General features: G+C 41.3%; 17 protein-coding genes and 1 pseudogene. 4 read left to right on the forward strand and 14 right to left on the reverse strand.

What is annotated here, in order from left to right:
• Positions 1-1,285: pseudogene (gene uhpC / locus N7E60_RS09415) on the forward strand (MFS transporter family glucose-6-phosphate receptor UhpC).
• Positions 1,286-1,406: 121 nt separating this feature from the next.
• On the opposite strand, the gene N7E60_RS09420 reads toward uhpC, so the two are convergent.
• From N7E60_RS09420 to N7E60_RS09480, 13 genes are all read right to left on the reverse strand, one after another.
• Entirely contained in the window at positions 1,407-2,834 is a 1,428-nt protein-coding gene (locus N7E60_RS09420; RefSeq protein ID WP_269597305.1) for a phosphomannomutase, read from the reverse strand.
• 7 nt (positions 2,835-2,841) lie between these two features.
• On the reverse strand, positions 2,842-3,582 hold the full coding sequence (locus N7E60_RS09425; RefSeq protein ID WP_269597306.1) for a glycosyltransferase family 2 protein: 741 nt from the start codon (positions 3,580-3,582) through the stop codon (positions 2,842-2,844).
• The gene (locus N7E60_RS09430) at positions 3,582-4,988 is read right to left on the reverse strand and encodes a mannose-1-phosphate guanylyltransferase/mannose-6-phosphate isomerase (protein ID WP_269597307.1); all 1,407 of its coding nucleotides are present in this window, start codon (positions 4,986-4,988) and stop codon (positions 3,582-3,584) included. Before N7E60_RS09430 ends, N7E60_RS09425 begins: the two co-directional genes overlap by 1 nt.
• A 15-nt stretch (positions 4,989-5,003) precedes the next feature.
• Positions 5,004-5,468, reverse strand: coding sequence for a GDP-mannose mannosyl hydrolase (locus N7E60_RS09435; RefSeq protein WP_269597309.1), 465 nt, complete (start codon positions 5,466-5,468; stop codon positions 5,004-5,006).
• 14 nt (positions 5,469-5,482) lie between these two features.
• Positions 5,483-6,445, reverse strand: coding sequence for a GDP-L-fucose synthase (gene fcl, locus N7E60_RS09440; protein WP_269597310.1), 963 nt, complete (start codon positions 6,443-6,445; stop codon positions 5,483-5,485).
• 15 nt (positions 6,446-6,460) lie between these two features.
• The gene (gmd, locus tag N7E60_RS09445; RefSeq protein ID WP_269598572.1) at positions 6,461-7,567 is read right to left on the reverse strand and encodes a GDP-mannose 4,6-dehydratase; all 1,107 of its coding nucleotides are present in this window, start codon (positions 7,565-7,567) and stop codon (positions 6,461-6,463) included.
• A gap of 5 nt (positions 7,568-7,572) precedes the next feature.
• Positions 7,573-8,637: a glycosyltransferase family 4 protein gene (locus tag N7E60_RS09450; protein WP_269597311.1), complete on the reverse strand. Its 1,065-nt coding sequence runs from the start codon at positions 8,635-8,637 to the stop codon at positions 7,573-7,575.
• Positions 8,638-8,645: 8 nt separating this feature from the next.
• Positions 8,646-9,521, reverse strand: a complete 876-nt coding sequence (locus tag N7E60_RS09455; protein ID WP_269597312.1) for a glycosyltransferase — start codon at positions 9,519-9,521, stop codon at positions 8,646-8,648.
• The gene (locus tag N7E60_RS09460; protein ID WP_269597313.1) at positions 9,521-10,516 is read right to left on the reverse strand and encodes an EpsG family protein; all 996 of its coding nucleotides are present in this window, start codon (positions 10,514-10,516) and stop codon (positions 9,521-9,523) included. Before N7E60_RS09460 ends, N7E60_RS09455 begins: the two co-directional genes overlap by 1 nt.
• A 107-nt stretch (positions 10,517-10,623) precedes the next feature.
• Entirely contained in the window at positions 10,624-11,640 is a 1,017-nt protein-coding gene (locus N7E60_RS09465) for a hypothetical protein (protein ID WP_269597314.1), read from the reverse strand.
• 12 nt (positions 11,641-11,652) lie between these two features.
• Positions 11,653-12,798: a glycosyltransferase gene (locus N7E60_RS09470; RefSeq protein ID WP_269597315.1), complete on the reverse strand. Its 1,146-nt coding sequence runs from the start codon at positions 12,796-12,798 to the stop codon at positions 11,653-11,655.
• Positions 12,782-14,065: an oligosaccharide flippase family protein gene (locus tag N7E60_RS09475; RefSeq protein WP_269597316.1), complete on the reverse strand. Its 1,284-nt coding sequence runs from the start codon at positions 14,063-14,065 to the stop codon at positions 12,782-12,784. Before N7E60_RS09475 ends, N7E60_RS09470 begins: the two co-directional genes overlap by 17 nt.
• 218 nt (positions 14,066-14,283) lie before the next feature.
• Positions 14,284-15,450, reverse strand: a complete 1,167-nt coding sequence (locus tag N7E60_RS09480) for a nucleotide sugar dehydrogenase (protein WP_269597317.1) — start codon at positions 15,448-15,450, stop codon at positions 14,284-14,286.
• A gap of 591 nt (positions 15,451-16,041) precedes the next feature.
• On the opposite strand from N7E60_RS09480, the gene N7E60_RS09485 reads away from it, so the two are divergent.
• The 3 genes from N7E60_RS09485 (at position 16,042) to N7E60_RS09495 (ending at position 19,630) form a co-directional block, all read left to right on the forward strand.
• Positions 16,042-16,794: a S1 family peptidase gene (locus N7E60_RS09485; protein ID WP_269597318.1), complete on the forward strand. Its 753-nt coding sequence runs from the start codon at positions 16,042-16,044 to the stop codon at positions 16,792-16,794.
• A gap of 119 nt (positions 16,795-16,913) precedes the next feature.
• On the forward strand, positions 16,914-17,936 hold the full coding sequence (galE, locus tag N7E60_RS09490) for a UDP-glucose 4-epimerase GalE (RefSeq protein ID WP_269597319.1): 1,023 nt from the start codon (positions 16,914-16,916) through the stop codon (positions 17,934-17,936).
• Between the two features lie 659 nt (positions 17,937-18,595).
• A complete protein-coding gene (locus N7E60_RS09495; protein WP_102505142.1) occupies positions 18,596-19,630 on the forward strand; it encodes a glycosyltransferase family 9 protein in 1,035 nt (344 codons plus the stop codon).
• On the opposite strand, the gene N7E60_RS09500 is transcribed toward N7E60_RS09495, so the two are convergent.
• Entirely contained in the window at positions 19,599-20,384 is a 786-nt protein-coding gene (locus N7E60_RS09500) for a glycosyltransferase family 2 protein (protein WP_269597321.1), read from the reverse strand. The two genes, N7E60_RS09495 and N7E60_RS09500, sit on opposite strands and share 32 nt — an antisense overlap.
• Positions 20,385-20,457: the final 73 nt, after the last annotated feature.

Genomic DNA, 20,457 nt, shown 5'->3' on the forward strand with positions numbered 1-20,457 from the left:
ATGAATAGTATGACAATACAGACATACCACGACTCACTCTATACCTATTGGCGCCGCCATATTATGGTAGGTATGTATCTGGGCTATGCAGGATTCTATTTAACCCGCAAGACACTCAGTGCTGCCTCACCAGCGCTTATTGCCAACCTAGAGATTGATGTAGCCCATATCGGCCTTATGGGCACGCTATTTTCGTTGACTTACGGCGTCTCGAAGTTTGTGTCAGGCATGGTTGCTGACCAAACGAATTCTCGTTTTTTCATGAGTATCGGGCTGATATTAACAGGCGTAATTAGCCTTATCTTTAGTCAGATGCAGAGTGTGGCAGCGTTAACCACATTGTGGGTGGCAAATGCTTGGTTTCAAGGATGGGGATGGCCAGCATGTGCAAACCACCAGCTGGTACTCGCGCAACGAGCGAGGCGTATGGTGGGCTATTTGGAATACCGCTCACAATGTTGGCGGTGCTGTTGTGCCGGTGCTTGTCGCGTATTTGGTCCTCCATGTGAACTGGCAAGCAGGGTTTGCCTTACCCGGCGTCATGGCGATAGTCATTGGGCTGCTATTGCTTTTTTATCTGCGCGATAAGCCTAAGTCACTCGGGTTACCGAGTGTTGGTGAGTGGCGCAAAGATAAGCTCGAACTGTTTCACGAGAAGGACAGCCCTTCCTTCACTTATCGCACCATTTTTTATCGGTACGTGCTTAAAAACCGTTATTTATGGCTACTCGCCGTGAGCTATATAATGGTGTATATCGTCCGCACCGCAATTTACGATTGGGGTAATATCTACCTTACGCAACAACACCACTACAGCTTGATTCAAGCCAATATCGCTTTAGCCATGTTCGAAGTGGGTGGAATACTCGGTTCACTTGTCGCAGGCTGGGGCTCTGACCGAGTCTTTGCCGGAAACAGAGGGCCTATGTGTATTCTATTTGCTACTGGTATATTTCTCTCCGTAGCAGCATTCTGGTTATTTCCGTTTAGCGATATCGTCATTCACGCGCTGTTGCTATTTTGCGTCGGCTTTTTTGTGTTTGGTCCGCAAATGCTTATTGGGATGGCGGCAGCCGAATGCTCGCACAAACAAGCGGCTGGCGCATCAACAGGCTTTGTCGGGATTTTTGCCTACTTGGGTGCAGCTGCCGCTGGCTATCCGTTAGCACTGATTATTGGAGCTTTTTCGTGGCAAGGCTTTTTTATCGCCATAGCGCTATGCGCAGTGACCATCGGACTGGTGCTGCTTCCTTTTTTAAGAATGCAGGTACGTGAGACCCAATGAAATAAAAGCGTCAACCTAAGGCAGAAAGGTATAGTCGAGAGGTATTTATATAAAGGGAAAGCGGAAAGCGGAAAGCGGAAAGAAAAAGGGTGGAAATTCCCACCCTAATAACAATAACGGTTTAAGAAACGAGCAAGCTTCGATATATCGCTTCTAGTACTGTTGTAACAAGCATCTGCGCCTTGTCAGCACTGTCACTTTCCGCATAACACCGTAATTCCGGTGCATTACCTGATGGTCGTAGGTGAACAATATCATCGTTACTTAACGTAAGACGCAATCCATCGGTTGTATCAACATGGGCGACAGCCGAGCTTGCTATATCAAGCTTAGCCAAAAGTGATTGCGGTGATTCAATCCCCTCTTTGATCAATACTTGGCTGATAGATTTATCCACCTCTTTTAATCTATCACTGGCTGTATAACGGGTAGGTAATGCCGCAACACGATTCTCTAACTGACCAACCGTACTTGCCATAACCATAATCGCCGGCAATACAGCATCCCGTGTTGGCAATGCCTTGAGCGTTTGCCCATTGATCTGCATATCACTACCAAGCAGAAATCCACCATTCGCTTCAAAGCCTGCTACCGCAGCACCACTCTGATTGAGTGCATTAATAGCTTCAATCACGTATGGCGAGCCAATTTTTGTTCGCGCTACGTGCGTGAATCCAGCCAAGCCATCGATCATGGTATTACAGCTAACAGGCATCGCAATAGCTTCAATACCTAAATCTTGCGCACACAATGCACATAAGGTATCACCTCGTAGCCATGTACCCTGCTCGTCAGCAAGCAGTGGCCTATCACCATCACCATCTGTCGAGAAAATAAAGTCCAAATGATAACTTTTTGACCACTCAACAGCTTTAGCCTTATCTTCATCAGAAACAGCTTCAGTATCAATTGGGACAAACTCATCACTGCGGCCCAACGCTACCACTTCTGCCCCGCAAGCCTCAAAAATTGCTCGATACAAATCACGGCCGGCACTGGAGTGCTCATAAATACCAACGCGTTTACCTTGTAAAACTGAGTCTGAAAACAAGCTGGTATAGCGTTCAATATACTGTTTAGCAGCAGTTTCATTTACAGACAACACAGGTAGTTCGTCCACTGAGGAAAAAGCCACATCAGCTTCTAAAATCGCTTTTTCGTCTGCTTTTGTAATTTCACCATCGGGGCGGTAAAACTTTAAACCATTGCGATCAAAAGGAATATGGCTACCAGTGATCATAATAGCGGGAACCCCCTGTTGCATCGCAACATAAGCCAGCGCGGGCGTCGGCACTACTCCGTAATAAACAGGTTCAATACCCTGTTGCAGCAAGGCAGCGGCACAAGCTCGGGCCATATCTGGACTACTTGGACGATTATCAATCGCCAGCGCCACTTGCTTTATCGGTGTTTTATTTTCCAAGCTTGCCACAAACGCCACAGTAAACGCAGCACACACATTATTGCTAAAGTCAGTAGCTAACCCGCGCGCACCGCTGGTACCGAATTGAATGTTAGAGTTAGCAATTACACTATTGGATAACAACATAAGTTTCTCAAAAGAATTGTGGGATTTTAGAAATATTTTTCCATATTAGAGCGAAAGGCCATACGATACGATTCGCCTTGAGTGCTTTTATATCTTCCTGAGTCTTCTTTAACACACTCTTTAAACTACGATTGCTAATACCGCCAAGCCGCATTTTAATTGTAACCTTCGGTAAATAGACGGCTTTAACATGGTTGACAAATAAGTATCTTAACATCGACTCATAATCGGCCGCGATTCGATAGCTAAGATCAAACCCACCATAAGTTCGATATAACGAGCGCTTCATATAAAATGTAGGATGCGGTGGCATCCAGCCTTTCGTTAACTTTGCTCGTTTATACTCACCAGACCGCCAGCGTCTTACTACACGAGCAACGTTATCTGTCTCAACATAATCTAAATCAGCATACACTGCGTCAGCATCATGTCTTAAAAACTGTGTGATCACGTCTGATATTGCTGTAGGATATGCTAAGATATCGTCTGAATGTAGAAAGCCGATAATATCGCCCGTTGCAAGAGCGATCCCTTTGTTCAATGCATCATATATGCCTTGATCTGGTTCACTAACAATTTTTGTAAGACGCTTAGACTGATTCTTTACAAGCTGGACTGTATTATCTGTCGACCCCCCATCAATAACAATATACTCTATATCTGGATAGTCTTGGCTATCTAATGAGGCCAGCGTATCTTTAATAGTATTCTCGCTATTAAAGGTTGCCGTTATAATAGTGACTTTCATTAATAGCCTACACCATATTCTTCTAACCGAACCACATCGTCTTCATTTAGATAGCACCCAGAACGGACTTCAATTAAATGCAAATCAATTTTACCAGGGTTCTCTATCCGATGAGGGGCACCAACCGGTATGAATGTTGATGCGTTTTCAGCAACGAGGTAACTTTTATCACCATTGGTGACCTTCGCAGTGCCCTGAACGACCACCCAATGTTCGGCACGATGATGGTGTTGTTGCAACGCTGTTCGCTCACCAGGCTTAATTTTCAGATGCTTAACATGATACCTTTCACCCGCAGCGATTTCGTCGTGTGAACCCCAAGGGCGGTAGACCTCGCGATGCTGTTGATATTCAGTACGATCTAATTGTTTGAGCTGGCTAACAATGTTTTTTACGTCCTGAACTTTATGGCGATTAGCAACAAGAACGGCATCTTTCGTTTCAACAATAACAAGATCATCAACGCCGACGGCTGACACGAGTTTGTCTTGGGAATAGATGTAGTTATTGTTTGCGGACGCTGTCAGCACATCACCTACAAGCGCATTTCCTGCCTCGTCACGTTTCGATATTTCCCAGAGCGCGCTAAATGAGCCTACATCACTCCAACCAGCATCCATGGGAACCATTACCGCATCTTGCGTATTCTCCATTACCGCGTAGTCAATCGACTCTGCAGGACAGTCTTGGAAAATCGCTTCGTTAATGCGTATAAAGTCGAGATCTGGCTTAGCATGTTCGATCGCTTGATGACAGGCTTCGAGAATATCAGGTCGATGTACTTTGAGTTCCTCAAGAAAGCGGGATGCCTTAAACATAAACATTCCACTGTTCCAACAATACTCACCTGTTTGTACATAGTGTTGCGCGGTTTTGAGGGAGGGTTTTTCCACAAATTCATTAACGTGGAAACTCGTGGCAGAATAAGCTTTACCTTTTTTGATGTAGCCATAGCCCGTCTCAGGTGCATTTGGAACAATACCAAACGTCACCAACTTTCCCTCTTCAGCAATATGCTGCGCTTCAAGAACGGCTCGCTGAAATGCTCGTTCATCTTCAATAACGTGATCAGCTGCGAGAACGAGCAATAAGGGATCATCGCCTTGATGGCGAGCTTGTAATGCCGCGAGCGTGATGGCTGGAGCCGTATTACGCCCAACCGGCTCTAGCAATATTCCCGTATGCGCTTGCTTCGTCTCTCTGAGTTGTTCGGCCACAATAAACCGATGATCCTCGTTACATATAAATAACGGGGCCTGATGCTCTATACCCGTTAAACGCGCAACCGTTTCTTGCAGCATGCTTTTATCACTGGTTAAGCGGATAAACTGTTTAGGGTATAAGCTTCGTGATAGTGGCCATAATCGGCTTCCAGAGCCACCAGCCATAATGACAGGTAATAACATATTACTTACCTAATTTTATTTATATTTTTCAGAGAAATACGCTTTGGTATTGGCGTGCACATCATCAGAGCTAAGCAATGCTTCCTCACTCCACCACTGGTAGTGTTGATGCTGTTCATTCGGAAGCGTCGTAAGATCAATATCTAAGAATAGTTGATATCCAAGCACAACGTAATGAGTTGAAAAGTCATTGCCTGAAAAGTTATCAGTATAAAAGTGCTGATACGGCCCGAGAAATGTTGCTTCACTTAACGCAAGCGTCAGCCCTAATTCTTCACGTGTTAACCTAGAGAATGCTTGTTCGAATGTTTCATCTTTGCCTATTCGGCCGCCGGGTACAAACCAAGATCCTTGTGCTGGTCGATTGGCTCGCAAACCAAGCAAGATCTGATCATTCGCATTACGGATGATCAGATCCATAGATATTAGCGGCGTAGCGGCAACGATGGTTTTAAATAAATTATGCTCCAATCGTTGCATAAATTTCTCGCTTGTTATTGCCGGAAATTGTCTTGATTATCAAGGAACCACTGATAGGTACTTGCCAAGCCTTGTTCTAAACCAATACGATAACGCCAACCTAGCGCGGCTAACCGGGACACATCCATAAGTTTACGGGGTGTACCATCTGGCTTAGAGCTGTCAAACACAAGCTTCCCTTCATAACCGACAACCTTAGCCATGGTCTCTGCCATTTCACGAATGGTGCAATCAACGCCAGTACCAACATTAATATGCGATAGCATAGGCTCTGTGTTAGCTTGATACGTTTTAGCGTCAAGTTCCATCACATGTACAGAGGCAGCAGCCATATCGTCTACATGCAAAAACTCTCGCATAGGCTTACCCGTTCCCCACACAACAACTTCAGCGTCACCGTTGAGTTTCGCCTCGTGAAAACGTCGCATTAGTGCAGGGATTACGTGAGAATTTTCGGGGTGAAAGTTATCATTTTCTCCATATAAATTGGTCGGCATCACACTACGATAGTCGCGGCCATGCTGACGGTTGTACGACTCGCACAGTTTGATACCCGCAATTTTCGCTATCGCATAAGGCTCATTCGTCGCCTCAAGCGTGTCAGTTAGCAACGCATTTTCTTTCATAGGCTGAGTTGCTAACTTGGGATAAATACAGGATGACCCTAGAAACAACAAATGCTGAACGTCATGTTGGTGTGCAGCATGAATAATATTGCACTCCATCATTAGGTTTTCATAAATAAAGTCAGCAGGGTAAGTGTTATTCGCATGGATGCCACCTACTTTTGCAGCAGCGAGGTAGACTTGGTCAATATTCGCAGTCGCAAAAAAAGCATTGACGGCGGCTTGGTCAAGGAGATTTAGTTCCTGGCGCGAGCGCGTAATCACTTCAACATTATCGCGCTTCATCAGCTGACGAACGATAGCAGACCCTACCATTCCGTTATGTCCTGCGACAAAAATACGTGTTTTCACAACAATCACCCGTTCTTAGTTTTCTTTAGAAATGGCGACATCAAAGCCGTGTGATTTTAGCAGCGCATGCTGTTTCGCTTTTGCTATATCAGCCGCAACCATCTCCGCACACATCTCCTCAACAGTAATCTCTGGTACCCAACCTAACTTCGCTTTCGCTTTGCTTGGATCTCCCAAGAGCGTTTCGACCTCAGCAGGACGGAAAAATTTAGGATTAACACGAACAACGACGTCACCCACCTTCACCGCTGGTGCTTTATGCTCATCGACTGATACAACTGTCGCAATTTCGTCAACACCTTCACCAGAGAATGCAAGTTCGATCCCCGCCTCTTTAGCAGACATTCGAACAAATTCTCGTACCGAAATTTGCTTGCCGGTGGCAATAACAAAATCATCGGCAACTTCTTGCTGTAGCATCATCCACTGCATGCGCACATAGTCTTTTGCATGACCCCAATCGCGTAATGCATCCATATTGCCAAGATGTAAGCACGACTCTAACCCTTGAGAGATATTAGCTAAGGTGCGTGTAATCTTACGGGTTACAAATGTTTCACCACGACGAGGGGACTCGTGATTAAACAAAATGCCGTTGCAAGCATACATACCATAAGATTCACGATAATTAACCGTGATCCAATATGCATACATTTTTGCCACTGCGTAAGGCGAGCGAGGATGGAATGGCGTAGTTTCTCGTTGAGGAATTTCTTGCACTTCACCATACAGCTCAGAGGTAGACGCTTGGTAGAAACGGGTTTTCTTTTCTAAACCATTGATGCGGATAGCTTCCAACAAACGAATGGTACCCATGGCGTCGACATCCGCTGCATACTCAGGCGACTCAAACGACACCGCGACGTGGGACATGGCACCCAGATTATAGATCTCGTCAGGCTGAATTTCTTTCACTAAGCGAATCAAATTTGATGAATCTGTTAGATCACCGTAGTGCAAATGGATGTGGTTAGATTCAGCAATCGCAGCATCGATGCGCTCTGTATTGAACGATGAAGCGCGACGGACTAGGCCATGAACTTCATATCCTTTTTCCACCAAAAATTCAGCCAAATAAGAACCGTCTTGACCTGTGATACCTGTAATAAAAGCTACTTTCATTGTTTTCACCTAAGTACTTTAGCAATCTCTTCAACATACGTTTTAGAAGAGAAATTAGAGTTTGAGTATTCCAAATTATGCTCGTAAATTTTATGCAATCTATCATTATCCTCTACGAGTGATGCGATTGATGAAGCAATCTGATCTTCATTCATGACATCAACCAATGCACCATTTTTTTCAGAGAGAAAATCAGGCATATATTTGTGGACTGTAGAGATAACTACGTTTCCGTGCATCATTGATTCGATAATCGAAAGTGGTTGAGCCTCTGTCTTGTAAAACGTAGGTAGTGCAAAAAACATTGAGCGATTATAAAGATTCTCTTTATTATCTCCTTTCACAACTCCCAGATATTCTATAAACCCGTAATTATCCAATAAATGATAAAACTTGTCGGACATCTCCTGTTGAGAAAGATATTCATCTCCCAAAATCTTACCAGCCACTAATAACTTAAATTTTTTCCCATTAGCATTCAACTTTGCTACAGCTTCAATCAAGTGCACAATACCTTTAGAATACATAATATTTGAAAGGTAGAGTATCTCTAACTTATTCTTTTCTTCGAATTCATAAACATTTTTCGGAAGCGTACATCCATTAGACACTACTTTTATTTCCATATTAGGATACATTGAATACTGCTCTTTCATATTAGGCAATAATACAATAGACGTATCAATTAAGTTATATAAATAATCGATGTATTTCCTTTTGCGAGGAGTAGCGTTTTTGTGAAACTCCAAAAAGTCGGAACCGTGAAGGTGATTAACAACTTTAAACCCCAAAGCTTTAGATAAGTATACTACTACAAAATCACGAAGAAACCCAAAATGAGTCCTACTTGTTGTAATATAGACAGTGCTCACTCTAGAGCTATTTTTTAAAAAAATAGCCAGGCATCGAATTAAAAAAAATAATGTAGAAAAAGCCAGGACTAATTTAGAACGAAAAAAAACCGGATAAAATATAACTTTAGAGTCAACATCTAGACTGTCAACCAAAACAGAAAAAGCTAATGATTGCCCTGTGATCGGACTGTTTTTTGGACCTATTAGAATAATCAAGACTACCTCTAAGAAAAAATTTTATAGCCAAATAGTTCAACTATTTTTTTAGCCATTAATCTAGAACCAAATTTAAAATAACTTTTATTTAGATAGCTTAACCAATTGATGTCTTTAATACTTACACCAGGATAGTTATTGAAAGAGTGCTGAAAATAAAACGCCTGAGATCTTGTCACATATCCCAAATCAATGTATTTTTTTATAAGATAGTCTTTAGCAAAAGATATTCTTTCAATCTTTTTCGATATCCTATCCTCTTCATGGGATATATCCATCACATAATTTACTACATTAATCTTACGTCCTGGCCCAAGCAAATAAGTCATTCTAAGCCACAAATCATAATCTTGCCACGCTGGGAGCTGGGTATCAAAACAACCTGCTTTAATAAAATTATATCTACGACTAAAGATTTGATTGCCAATAGAGTTTGATGGTAATAAGTCGAAAAAACCAACCATCGGCGGCCTAGATGTGATTTTTAATCCATCTCTACGTAACATCTTTGATTCGGTATAAAGAAAGCTATCACTGGGGTTCCATGAATCAACAAACTTTTTAATACGATCAGGTTCGAAATAGTCATCATCATCTAATCCTGTAATAAAACTTCCTTTTGCCTTACTTATAGCAAAATTACGACAAAAACAAGCTCCCTGAGAAGTTTCCATACGGAAGATACTAACATATTGATTATCGTCAAAAGCTTTTATCAAAGAGTTATAATCGTCGATAGTACTTGCATCATCAACAACAATAACTTCAAAATTTTCATAGTCTTGACTTAATACAGAATTGACCGCTCGTTTACACAGTTCTGATCTATTACGAGTTGGTATATATACGGAAACCAATGGTCTACTTTCATTAAAATTCATCATCAAACGCCTAAAGTATACATTACACTTTCCGAACTGGAAACCCAGTAAAAGTATATACATGTCACACACATAAATATATATTTTGCTATGGTACTCTTTAGCTTAGACTCACAAATTATTGCTATCAAAATAATAGCTAAAACTGGCTCCCAAATAAAGCGGTATCCACCGAGCCTCGCAAAAGCTATTTCACTACCTAATGCAAGAAATTGAATTGAGCAAGTTGCAGAGTATATTTTAAAAATGATGTTGACTCTGGCATCATCAAACAAATTTGACAGTAGAAAAGAAACCGATAGAAAAAAAACACCAGAGATAAAGTTAAAACTAAGGGACGCAGGTTCATTAAAGTATGCGGATAGCTTTGACGAAAATATCGGCAAACCTAAAAAGTTAAAAATTAAAACACCTAATTTAGGTATAATAAAAGAAAGAATCATACAGTAAAAAGGCATTAGAAAAACTGATGCGTTTTTTAGTCTTAAAATAATTATCACAGAAAAAAACAAAACAGCATAAATGTGAAAAAGACTTGCTATGAAAACAAGAAAAAAATATGCTCTGTAGTCTCTATCTAAAAAGAGCTTAATAAGCGCTAGAGCGATGATACTGACAGACAAAGACTGTCGAACTGCGTTTCCAAAAATAAAAACAAAAGTAAAGGAGCAGAAAAAAATCGCTAGCGAAAAAAAATAATCTTCCGGCAATACTCTTTTATATGACTTAGCCAGAATAAAAAGTGAGACAACAAGCAAAAAAGATAGATATATATTAAAGCTATCGGTAATTCTAGATATAGCAAAAGTAAAAATAGCAAAAAGGAAATCTACAAAATGTATATTATTAGTAACAAACGCATTTTTTATCTCAATCCATTCAAATGAAATAAGACCCGATAGCTCTTCGAATGCACGAGCATAGCTTATAGTATCAGAGCCAGCAGACAGATCGCGGAATCCAACAATCAAAGCCATAGATAAAATACTCAACAGCATAAACGCATACTTAAATGCGTTAAGTTTAGTATTACTTGGCATCAACGTTAACAAAAATGACAGAAACAAAATTGCGTAAGGAACAAACCTGTACACATCGAACATTTTCAACCCTTAACAATTAGCCCAGATAATCTTTTTTGGATTTCTGCAAGCTCATATTTCTCAAAGACACTATTATCATCTTGTTTCTTATAATTTGAAAGAATGCTCGAAACAAGTTCATTTACATTATTATAATAGCTCGAGAAAGACGAAAACTCTTTTATTGGATCAGTAAAAGAAGGTACTATTAGCTTCCTATTGTACTTAATTGCATCTCCGAATGCTCCTGTACCTTTCGAATAACCGTACCTCATCTCTGCCTTATTTGGGCTAATGAAAAATCCACAGTTCTTAACCATTTCTAACATTTCATTTTCAGACAAAAAATGCTCTACATATACTAAATTGCAGACTTCTTTTAATGATTCGAATATACAATCTTTTTCCCTGTATGCGCCTATTGCATAGACAGTAAACTTGATACCCTTATTATATAAAATATAATTAAGCGCATCATATACGATTTTATAATCTCGTTTTTTTGAGTTTACCATACCAAGCAAGCCTATCGTAGTTTCGCAACCAGGAAGGAACGTTACTCTTTCAACTGAAGGATAATAGATGTATGTAACTAAAGCATTCTTACATTTATTTTGAGTACAATACTCTTTTTTGCACGCATCTGATTCAAAAGTCAACAAGCCCATATTGTTAGATGCAGCCTTAAGAAGTTTATAAATTCCTTTTCTTCTTACGTAAGAATCAACAGTTCTTATGTTCAAAATGAGCTTTCGTTTATGAATATAAGCAAAGATATAAAATGAAATAGCGTATATTAAACCTCTTAGTCCTTTAAGATGTTCAGGACCAGTTAAAATTACCACCTTTTCATATCTTATCGCTTTAATTATAAGATCAAAATAAAAAATGAGGCTATAACTAGTTAAGGTATTTATATCGTGATATCCATCACAACCTTTTGGAGCATGCAAATCAATATCGCCAAACTTACTATAGAGCTGGACAGCACTATTCATACAGTTAACATGATTATAAAAATCAGAAATCAGTACTCTCATCTTATTCTTCATTCAATCGTAATCTTTAAGTTTTGGGTTACTAATCACTTCAAAAATTTTCAAGAAAGACTCACGAAATGCATATCTGTTAAACTTAGCATTAGCGTACCTACTAAGAATTTTCTTTTCTCGGAGGCTGACTTTCCTGCATGATAGTTGATCGATTATTTTTTCGATATTATTAATATTGCATTCTGGAAGAATAATAGCATTATCATCAAAATTACTACCACAGGAATCTGAAAGTATAGGAAATAATCCAGCCTTCATACACGTAATCGCGGCCGTAGACATTCCTTCAGACGCTGAAGGTAATATCATATAATTACAATGTTTAGCAATTTCTATAAATTTATCACTCAGGGGATCAATTACTCCCAACACTTCAACATTTGGTGGGATATAGCGAAACACTTTCTTAAGCTCTCGAGAGTCAACACCTGCGACAAAAAGTTTCATGTTTGTTTTTTTATCAAAGACTTCGAAAAGAACATCTAAACCTTTGTGAATTATGCCTCTAGAACCAAACCATAAATAATTATTGCTGTTCGAAACATTTAATTGTGATTCGACACGTTGAAACTCAATATCAATACCAGTAGGACATAACTCATAGATATTTTTATCAGGGTATTTATGAACTAGAAAATATTTATTTTTCTCCCCCATGCATATAATATCATTTGCAAGATCAAAATCACTCTCTTGGTAATACTGCCCACTTCGTTCCAAACTTACTTTCTTTTTATTTAGATAACTTTTATTAAATCTATCTATCCGCTTCATCTCATTTTCTATAGAGATTAATGGATGAGCTTCAGTTAAGTACAATATTTTTTTTGCTTCGGGGTTATTTAAACATGCTTGTCTAAATGAACGACCAAACCCCAAAATTACATCATATTTCTTTTCTACTTCAAGAGTAGAATTGCAGTAAATAATATCCACTGAATACCCTAAATCGACAAGGGCTGAGACAATTATTAAGCATTCATGTCTGTTAGAATTATTTTTAAATTTTGAAATATCATTAGAAAAGCAATCGGAGAGATAACAAACCAAAATTGACTTCTGATTAAAATCTCTAAAACCAATATTTTTTATATATTCGTTTTCGGACTTTTTATTCAATAGTTTTAGTTTACGAGTAACCCACATCAATCTTTCTCTTGTAAATAAAATAAAACGGTAAAACGACCAGAAAATAATGTGATATTATTGAAGCGATTAGAACACCAGACAGTCCATATGCATCAACTAATATAACGCTTAATGTCAAGTTCACCACCACTGACAATATACCGAATACTATCTGTACCTTTAATAACTCGAAAGAATTAAATAGCGGTATTAAATATGAACTTACAATCACCCCAACATTTTGTGTAGCGAACAAAACGTATATATAAAAAGGCTGATTAAGATCTATGCTCATAACATAATATATTATGTTTGGCACTATAAAAGACATCCCGAAAAATGAGATTAGTGCATATATAAATGTGCTTTGTTTACCTTTTTTTAATATTACTGATATGTTACCATTTTTTGATTTAATCTCACTTATAACAGGCCAAAGAGAGGCGGTAAATGCTGAAAATATAGCAATAGATATAAGATTGAACTTATTTATAACATTGTATACCCCTGCTGACTCAGTTCCATTAAACCTTGAAACAATGACTAATCCTACATTAGTCATTAGAAACTGAACCATAGCCAACATGAAAAACTGAAAATTCTTTATTGTGTATTCTAACTTCGACAAACTTAGAGTAAAGCTATTAAAGACATGCTTCAGTCCAGTTTGACGTCTAATATAGTATATTGCTGTAATAAAGTTAGGAAGTATCATCGAAGATATAGCATAGTAAATCACATCTAACTCTAGGAACAAGATAGAAAAAGTAAAAATCATTGATATTAATGATGATGAAAATTGGACTTGGTTAACATAGACTTGTTTTCCTAGTCCGCGATACACGTCGGATAGTGTATTTATTACTACTGAAAGCGAAAATGAGATACAAAATATCGTTATTATTTCTCCGACCATTTTCATGGTACTTAATTCATTACTATAGAAATAAGAAATAATATAATATACGACAGGAAAAATAATTATAGAAATATATATTGATAGGAAAACATTTTGACGGATGTAGTCTACCACATTAGAGCCTGCAGCGATTTTCAGTGGAATCCTATTTACCATCCCTTTGCTAATCCCAAAACCTGCAATAGATGATGCTGTAGTAAATGCAATAAGTGTCGCAATCAGTCCAAAGTAGTCCATTCCATAAGTTTTTATCATAATTGGAACGATAATTAATTGAGCCCCCTGAACTAAAAATCTAGTCAATACTCCATACAAGCCAGTTTGGACTATTGCTTTAATATATTTATTATTAGCATTATCAAGCATAATTATTGTATATCTTATTTTCGCATTTAAATTTACAGAGACGTAAAAATCACTTTGTGACGTGATTATTTATATCTTCGCTAGATAAATTTTCACATCACACTCACTATCATCTAAACTTAATACAGACTCTAAAGAATGTTTTATTTTTAGAAACAAACCCTTATTATAAAACAATAAAAAACACTACTCGAACCTAAATTAAGGATAACAGCGTATTAATCCGTCCCAAACAAATCACGCGTATAGACTTTTTCGGCGCTATCGCGGATTTCATCAACCATGCGGTTGGCGACAATCACATCAGCACGTTGTTTAAACGCTTCAAGGTCGTGAGTGACTTCTGAGTTAAAGAAGGTGTCTTCTTTTAAGACTGGCTCGTACACAATCACTTCAACGCCTTTAGCCTTAAGGCGCTTCATAATCCCTTGAATGGATGAAGCACGGAAGTTGTCTGAGCCCGCCTTCATGATTAACCGGTATATGCCCACCGTTTTTGGCTCACGACGCAAAATGGCGTTGGCGACAAAATCTTTGCGGGTAGTGTTGGCGTCAACAATAGCTTTAATCAAGTTGTTTGGCACGTCGTTGTAGTTGGCAAGCAGTTGGCGGGTGTCTTTTGGCAAGCAGTAACCGCCATAACCAAACGATGGGTTGTTGTAGTGGTTGCCAATGCGTGGGTCTAGCCCTACCCCTTCGATAATTTGGCGAGTATTCAAACCGTGGGTTTCAGCGTAGCTATCAAGCTCGTTAAAGTAGGCAACGCGCATAGCAAGGTAGGTATTAGAGAACAGCTTAACGGCTTCCGCTTCGGTCGAGTCGGTAAAGAGTACCGGCACGTCCTTTTTCAGCGCGCCTTCGAGCAAGAGGCTAGCAAAAGTCTTTGCGCGCTCACTTTGCTCACCCACAATAATGCGCGAAGGATGCAGGTTATCGTATAGGGCTTTGCCCTCACGCAAGAACTCAGGCGAGAAAAGGATATTATCGCTTCCCATCTCTTTTTTGATCTGTTTGGTATAACCCACAGGCACAGTCGATTTAATCACCATAGTCGCTTGCGGGTTAATGGCCATTACATCACGAATCACCGCCTCGACAGAGCGGGTATTAAAGTAGTTGGTTTCTGGGTCGTAGTCAGTTGGCGTGGCGATGATAACAAAATCAGCGTCTTGGTAGGCTTGATGTTTATCTAAGGTAGCAGTAAAGCGCAGTGATTTTTTGGCCAGAAAGTCTTCGATTTCCGCATCAACAATAGGGGATTGCTTTTGGTTGAGCTGCGTTATTTTTTCTTCATTAATATCGAGCGCGACCACATCAAAATGTTGGGCGAGCAGCATCGCGTTAGAAAGGCCCACATAGCCGGTGCCTGCAACTGCAATTTTCATTTATTTTTCCTTGGGTTACCTAGCTGTAAAAGAGAGTTATTGGACTTAACCGTGGTAAATAGACACGCTACCGCCCGGAGGTATCGCTCCCCATTGCGCGGTGATCACAGATTTTGTATGTTTTTTGAGTCGTTTTGTTTGTGATCTCACAATGCTGGCAAAATGATGCCTAGCACGGTGGAAAAAATGCCTGCGGTATTCTACACATTTTTGCTTCGGTTGAAAGAATATGGCGGTTATTTTATGTACTGATTTTGCTTTATGTTCATATATTAAACAAAGGCTTACTTACCACTGACAATTCTAGCTATTCGCTGACACTATCTAGTTTCATGCTCATCTCATCATTTCGACTGAATGGCTTTTCATACTCCTGTCTATATATCGTGATATACATCACCTTTTTCTAATCTTTGTTTCATTTTTTTCTATTAAAATTTTTTATCTTTTTTAGTAAGTTACTGCTCCTTTCTCCTGCCTGTCTTATTTTTGAAGCGTTATTAAGTTATTTATCTATTATTAATGTATGTAAGCCGTTTGATGCGCATCGGGGCTTGACCTTTAAGCAGTGGTTAAGAGTAAGGAGGGCCTATGTCCCTTGTCCGCCTCGTGTTGTGGAAAAAATTAGGTATGGCATTCGGTATATTAAATCTATCTATATGGATGGCGGGTTGTACGGTATCGAATGGCGATCACCGCGTAGTTACCACCCATCCTCCGATTGACATGGTCAAACCTTCTTCCCTGCTAGCGCGTGGTAAATTCGGTACCAGCGTGCCGATTACACCAACATTGAGTCTCACTGCGGCGCATGTTGCCGACTTTTCTCGCGATAAAGTGATCGCGGTGCATCCGCGATGCGATGTCGCATTGATCGAGGCCGATAATCGAGGCTTAGCGCTGCCACCACTCGGGTTAGTTTATCAAGGTGATGCAATAGAGGTGTATGGTAAATCAAGTGCGGGGAATGTGCTTAACGCGAGCGGCCACTATTATATGGATTTAATGATCTCGGGCTTTAAAGAAGTGGAAAATTGCCCTTCGAGCATTACCGATGCGCCAGTACGCGGCGGCATGAGTGGTGGCGGTGCCTTTAACAGCAATGGCGAGTTGGTGGGAATTTTAGTTGGGTTTGCACACCCAGAGAAAACCACGCTCGATAACGGTGAGCGGTTAGATTTGGCGCGAATGACGATTTTTGTTTCGATTAACTATATTCATGCATGGCTTGAAACCAAAGCTGCACGCTATGGCGGGCTGAGCCCCTTGGCTTTACCCGTTGAACAAGATATTGCCCACAATGAGCATGTGACAGAGATGACATTGCTGGATTCTCAGCCTTAGTGACAGTACTAACACAATAAGCAGAGAGATATTACTGAGGTAAATCTTTCTGCTTGGCTAGTTTATTCGTTTTTCGCCTGCTAAACTCTTGCGCCTGAACAAGAAACTAGGCAAGCATTATGAACGTTCTCGTCACAGGTGGCACTGGCTATATTGGCAGCCATACGTGCATTCAATTACTCGCCGCCGGCCATACGCCGATTGTGGTAGATAATTTATCGAACAGTAAGCCCTTGGTGCTCGATCGCATTGAGCGCGTAGCCGGTAAGCGCCCACTCTTTCTTGAAGGTGATATTCGCGATCGTGCCTTTTTAGATTCAGTGTTCGCCGCGCACCAAATTGATAGCGTGATCCATTTCGCTGGCTTAAAAGCAGTGGGAGAATCCGTCGCACTGCCGCTGAAGTATTATGATAATAATGTGTCAGGTACGCTGAACTTGGTCGCAGCAATGCAGCAAGCTAACGTGAAGTCACTGATCTTCAGCTCATCCGCTACCGTTTATGGCGATCCCGCGTCTGTGCCCATCCGTGAAGACTTTCCTACCTCCGCCACCAACCCTTATGGCCGTAGTAAGCTCATGGTCGAAGAATGTTTACGGGATTTCCAAGCCGCTAACCCTGAGTGGAGTGTGACCTTGCTGCGCTATTTTAACCCCGTCGGCGCGCATGAATCTGGCCTGTTGGGCGAAGATCCACAAGGCACACCGAATAATCTGTTGCCGTTCGTTGCGCAAGTCGCCGTCGGCCGGCGCGAGAAATTGGGCGTGTTTGGTAACGATTACGATACACCTGATGGCACCGGCGTACGTGATTATATTCATGTGGTGGACTTAGCCGACGGGCATTTAGCGGCATTGGATAGGATGACGCATCAGGCGGGCACGCATATTTTTAATCTGGGTACTGGCCAAGGTAACAGCGTGTTGGAAATGGTGCATGCTTTTGAAGCCGCTGCAGATCGTCCCATTCCTTACGAGATCATGCCTCGTCGTGCCGGCGACATTGCCGAATGTTGGGCGGACCCTGCCTATGCAGAATCTGTTCTAGGTTGGCGCGCACAACGGTCTTTGCAAACCATGGTAGCGGATACCTGGCGTTGGCAATCAATGAACCCAAATGGGTATGAAGAGGCTAGAGGCTAGAGGCTAGAGACTAGAGACTAGAGACTAGAGACTAGAGACTAGAGACTAGAGACTAGAAAGATCCTAGGGTCCTAGATCCTAGGAAACGGAATACGGAATACGGAATACGGAAAGAGCGTAGAGCCTCAATGCGAGCACCAGCTGCTCTTTTCGGTATTCTGTAAGCGAAGCGCTCTGTATTCAAGATCCCGAATCTCGCGTAGATCGGACAAGCACCAATGGCACCATTGGCGTAGGTCGGCATAAGCGCCAGCACAATGTAAATCATGAATACCCAAGCCGGCCGCGCGCCATCCGACATCAAAGCCAAAGTTAGCGCCGGTGTTAAAATTGGTGCTGATCGTGACAGGCACTGCTTTTCGCTCTTTCCCGTACTCCGTAAGCGAAGCGCTCCGTATCCAAGATCCCGAATACCGATGACGGAATACAGAGTACAGAAAAAGCAAGAACCCGATGCGAGCACGATCTGCGCTGTCTAGTTTCTAGTCTCTAGAAGCGCAGTGTCTCGTCTCTTTCCCGTACTCCGTATTCAGACTAAAGTGCCTGTCCCGCCAACTGACCTCCGCCAACTGACCGGCCAGGGTAATTGACGCTCTATACAATAACCTATTGAACTCGGTATGATACAACGCGCAATCGAGCTTGTGAGAAGAGAGGATATGAAAAAAATATTGGTAATTCGCAATGATAAGATTGGCGACTTTATGCTCGCTTGGCCAAGTTTTGCGATGTTAAAAACGGCGATGCCAAATTGCCATATAACAGCATTAGTGCCACGTTATACAGAGGAGCTGGCCAAACTCTGTCCATGGATTGATGAAGTGTTGATTGATCCAACGAAAAATGGCTCTCCTGAGCAAAAAAAACAGTGTTTACAAGCGATAAAAGCCCATCAGTTTGATGCCTCGATTAATCTTTTCTCAACCACTTACAACGCGCTTTTAGTGTGGAAAGCGGGAATACCCTATCGCCTCGCGCCTGCAACAAAGTTAGCGCAGATTTTTTATAATAAACGGCTTAAGCAACAGCGTTCTCAATCCGCGAAACCTGAGTATCAATACAATCTCGATTTGATTCGGACTTTTTTGCAGGACATTGGCCAACCGATCATTGAACCTCAAGCGCCGTATTTACAATTTGAGCCAGCATTGCTCGCCAAGCAGAAGCAGAAACTCTCTGAGCAGTTGAGCTTGAACATTAATCAGCCGTGGTTATTTGTTCATGCGGGCAGCGGGGGTTCAGCGAATAACCTTTCTCTTGCGCAATATGCTCAGCTACTGTGCGGCATTCAAGGAGACAAAGAGGTAGTTCTGACGGCTGGACCAGGAGAAGAGGCGAAAGCGGCGGCGTTGAAAGCTTTGCTTGAGCAAGAGGGAATCCACCCAGCTCTTTACGATAAAAATGATGGACTGGTGGATTTTACGCGCTCGATTGCCTGTGCAGATCTATTTATTGCAGGGTCGACAGGGCCGTTGCATCTTGCCGCTACTTTGGATGTGCCCACGGTTGGTTTTTATCCCGCCAAACGCTCATCAACCCCATTACGTTGGCAGCCTTTAAATTCATCAGGCCGTCATATCGCGTTTACTCCACCACCATCAGGACCAAAACAGGCTCAAGCGGACATGAGCCGAATCGATATTGCTCAGGTGCTTGTCGAGCTTAATCCTTGGATGGTTCAGTTTGGGTTCTAACCCATAAATCAGCGTATTTAACAAAGGTTGAATGCGCTGATAGCAGTGAAAGTAAGAAACCTTGTTTTCCGTCTAAAAAGCCAGCTTTAATAACATACATTTTAAGAAAACAGCCCAGTGCATGCAAAATACCTTGGCTGATGCTGCTTTTTTTACCGCGCTTTTCCCGTTGCTCCGCCCATGCTTTCGCATAGCCAGCAGACTTAACCAAGTAATGATGAATATCAGTATAGGTGTAATGAATCGCATCACCTTGCAAGTACTTTACTTCCATGCCCGGCTGAATAATGACCTTTTCATGCACAAGTGATTCATCATAGCGCGTCAATGCGGTGGGATACAGACGGACAACACGATCAGGATACCAGCCGCAGTGACGAATGTATCGCCCAAAAACCCAGCTTAAACGGCAAATACTGTAGAGTACCTGTTTTTCATTGGCTTGCACCGCTTGTTGAATAGAGCGCTTTAGCTTTGGAGTAATGCGTTCATCGGCATCCAGCCACAATACGTAATCGGCGGCCACATATTGCTGAGCTAGGCGTCGCTGAGGACCAAAACCTTGCCAATCACAATTAACAAAAAATTTATCGGTAAAACGGCGAGCGATCTGTTCCGTGTTATCGGTACTGCCTGAATCAAGGATCACAATTTCATCGACCCAATCAACAACGGTCTCTAAGCACGCTTGTAAGTGCTGATCTTCATTCTTTACAATCAGCGCCACCGCGAGTGTTGGCATTGAATCTGCCATGCTAGTTATCCCCAAAAATAAGTTGATGCGTTTATGTGATTCACAAGCTATGTCCCATACTTAAGCGTTTACA

This window comes from Salinivibrio proteolyticus, from assembly GCF_027286365.1.
GTDB classification, from domain to species: Bacteria; Pseudomonadota; Gammaproteobacteria; order Enterobacterales; family Vibrionaceae; genus Salinivibrio; species Salinivibrio proteolyticus.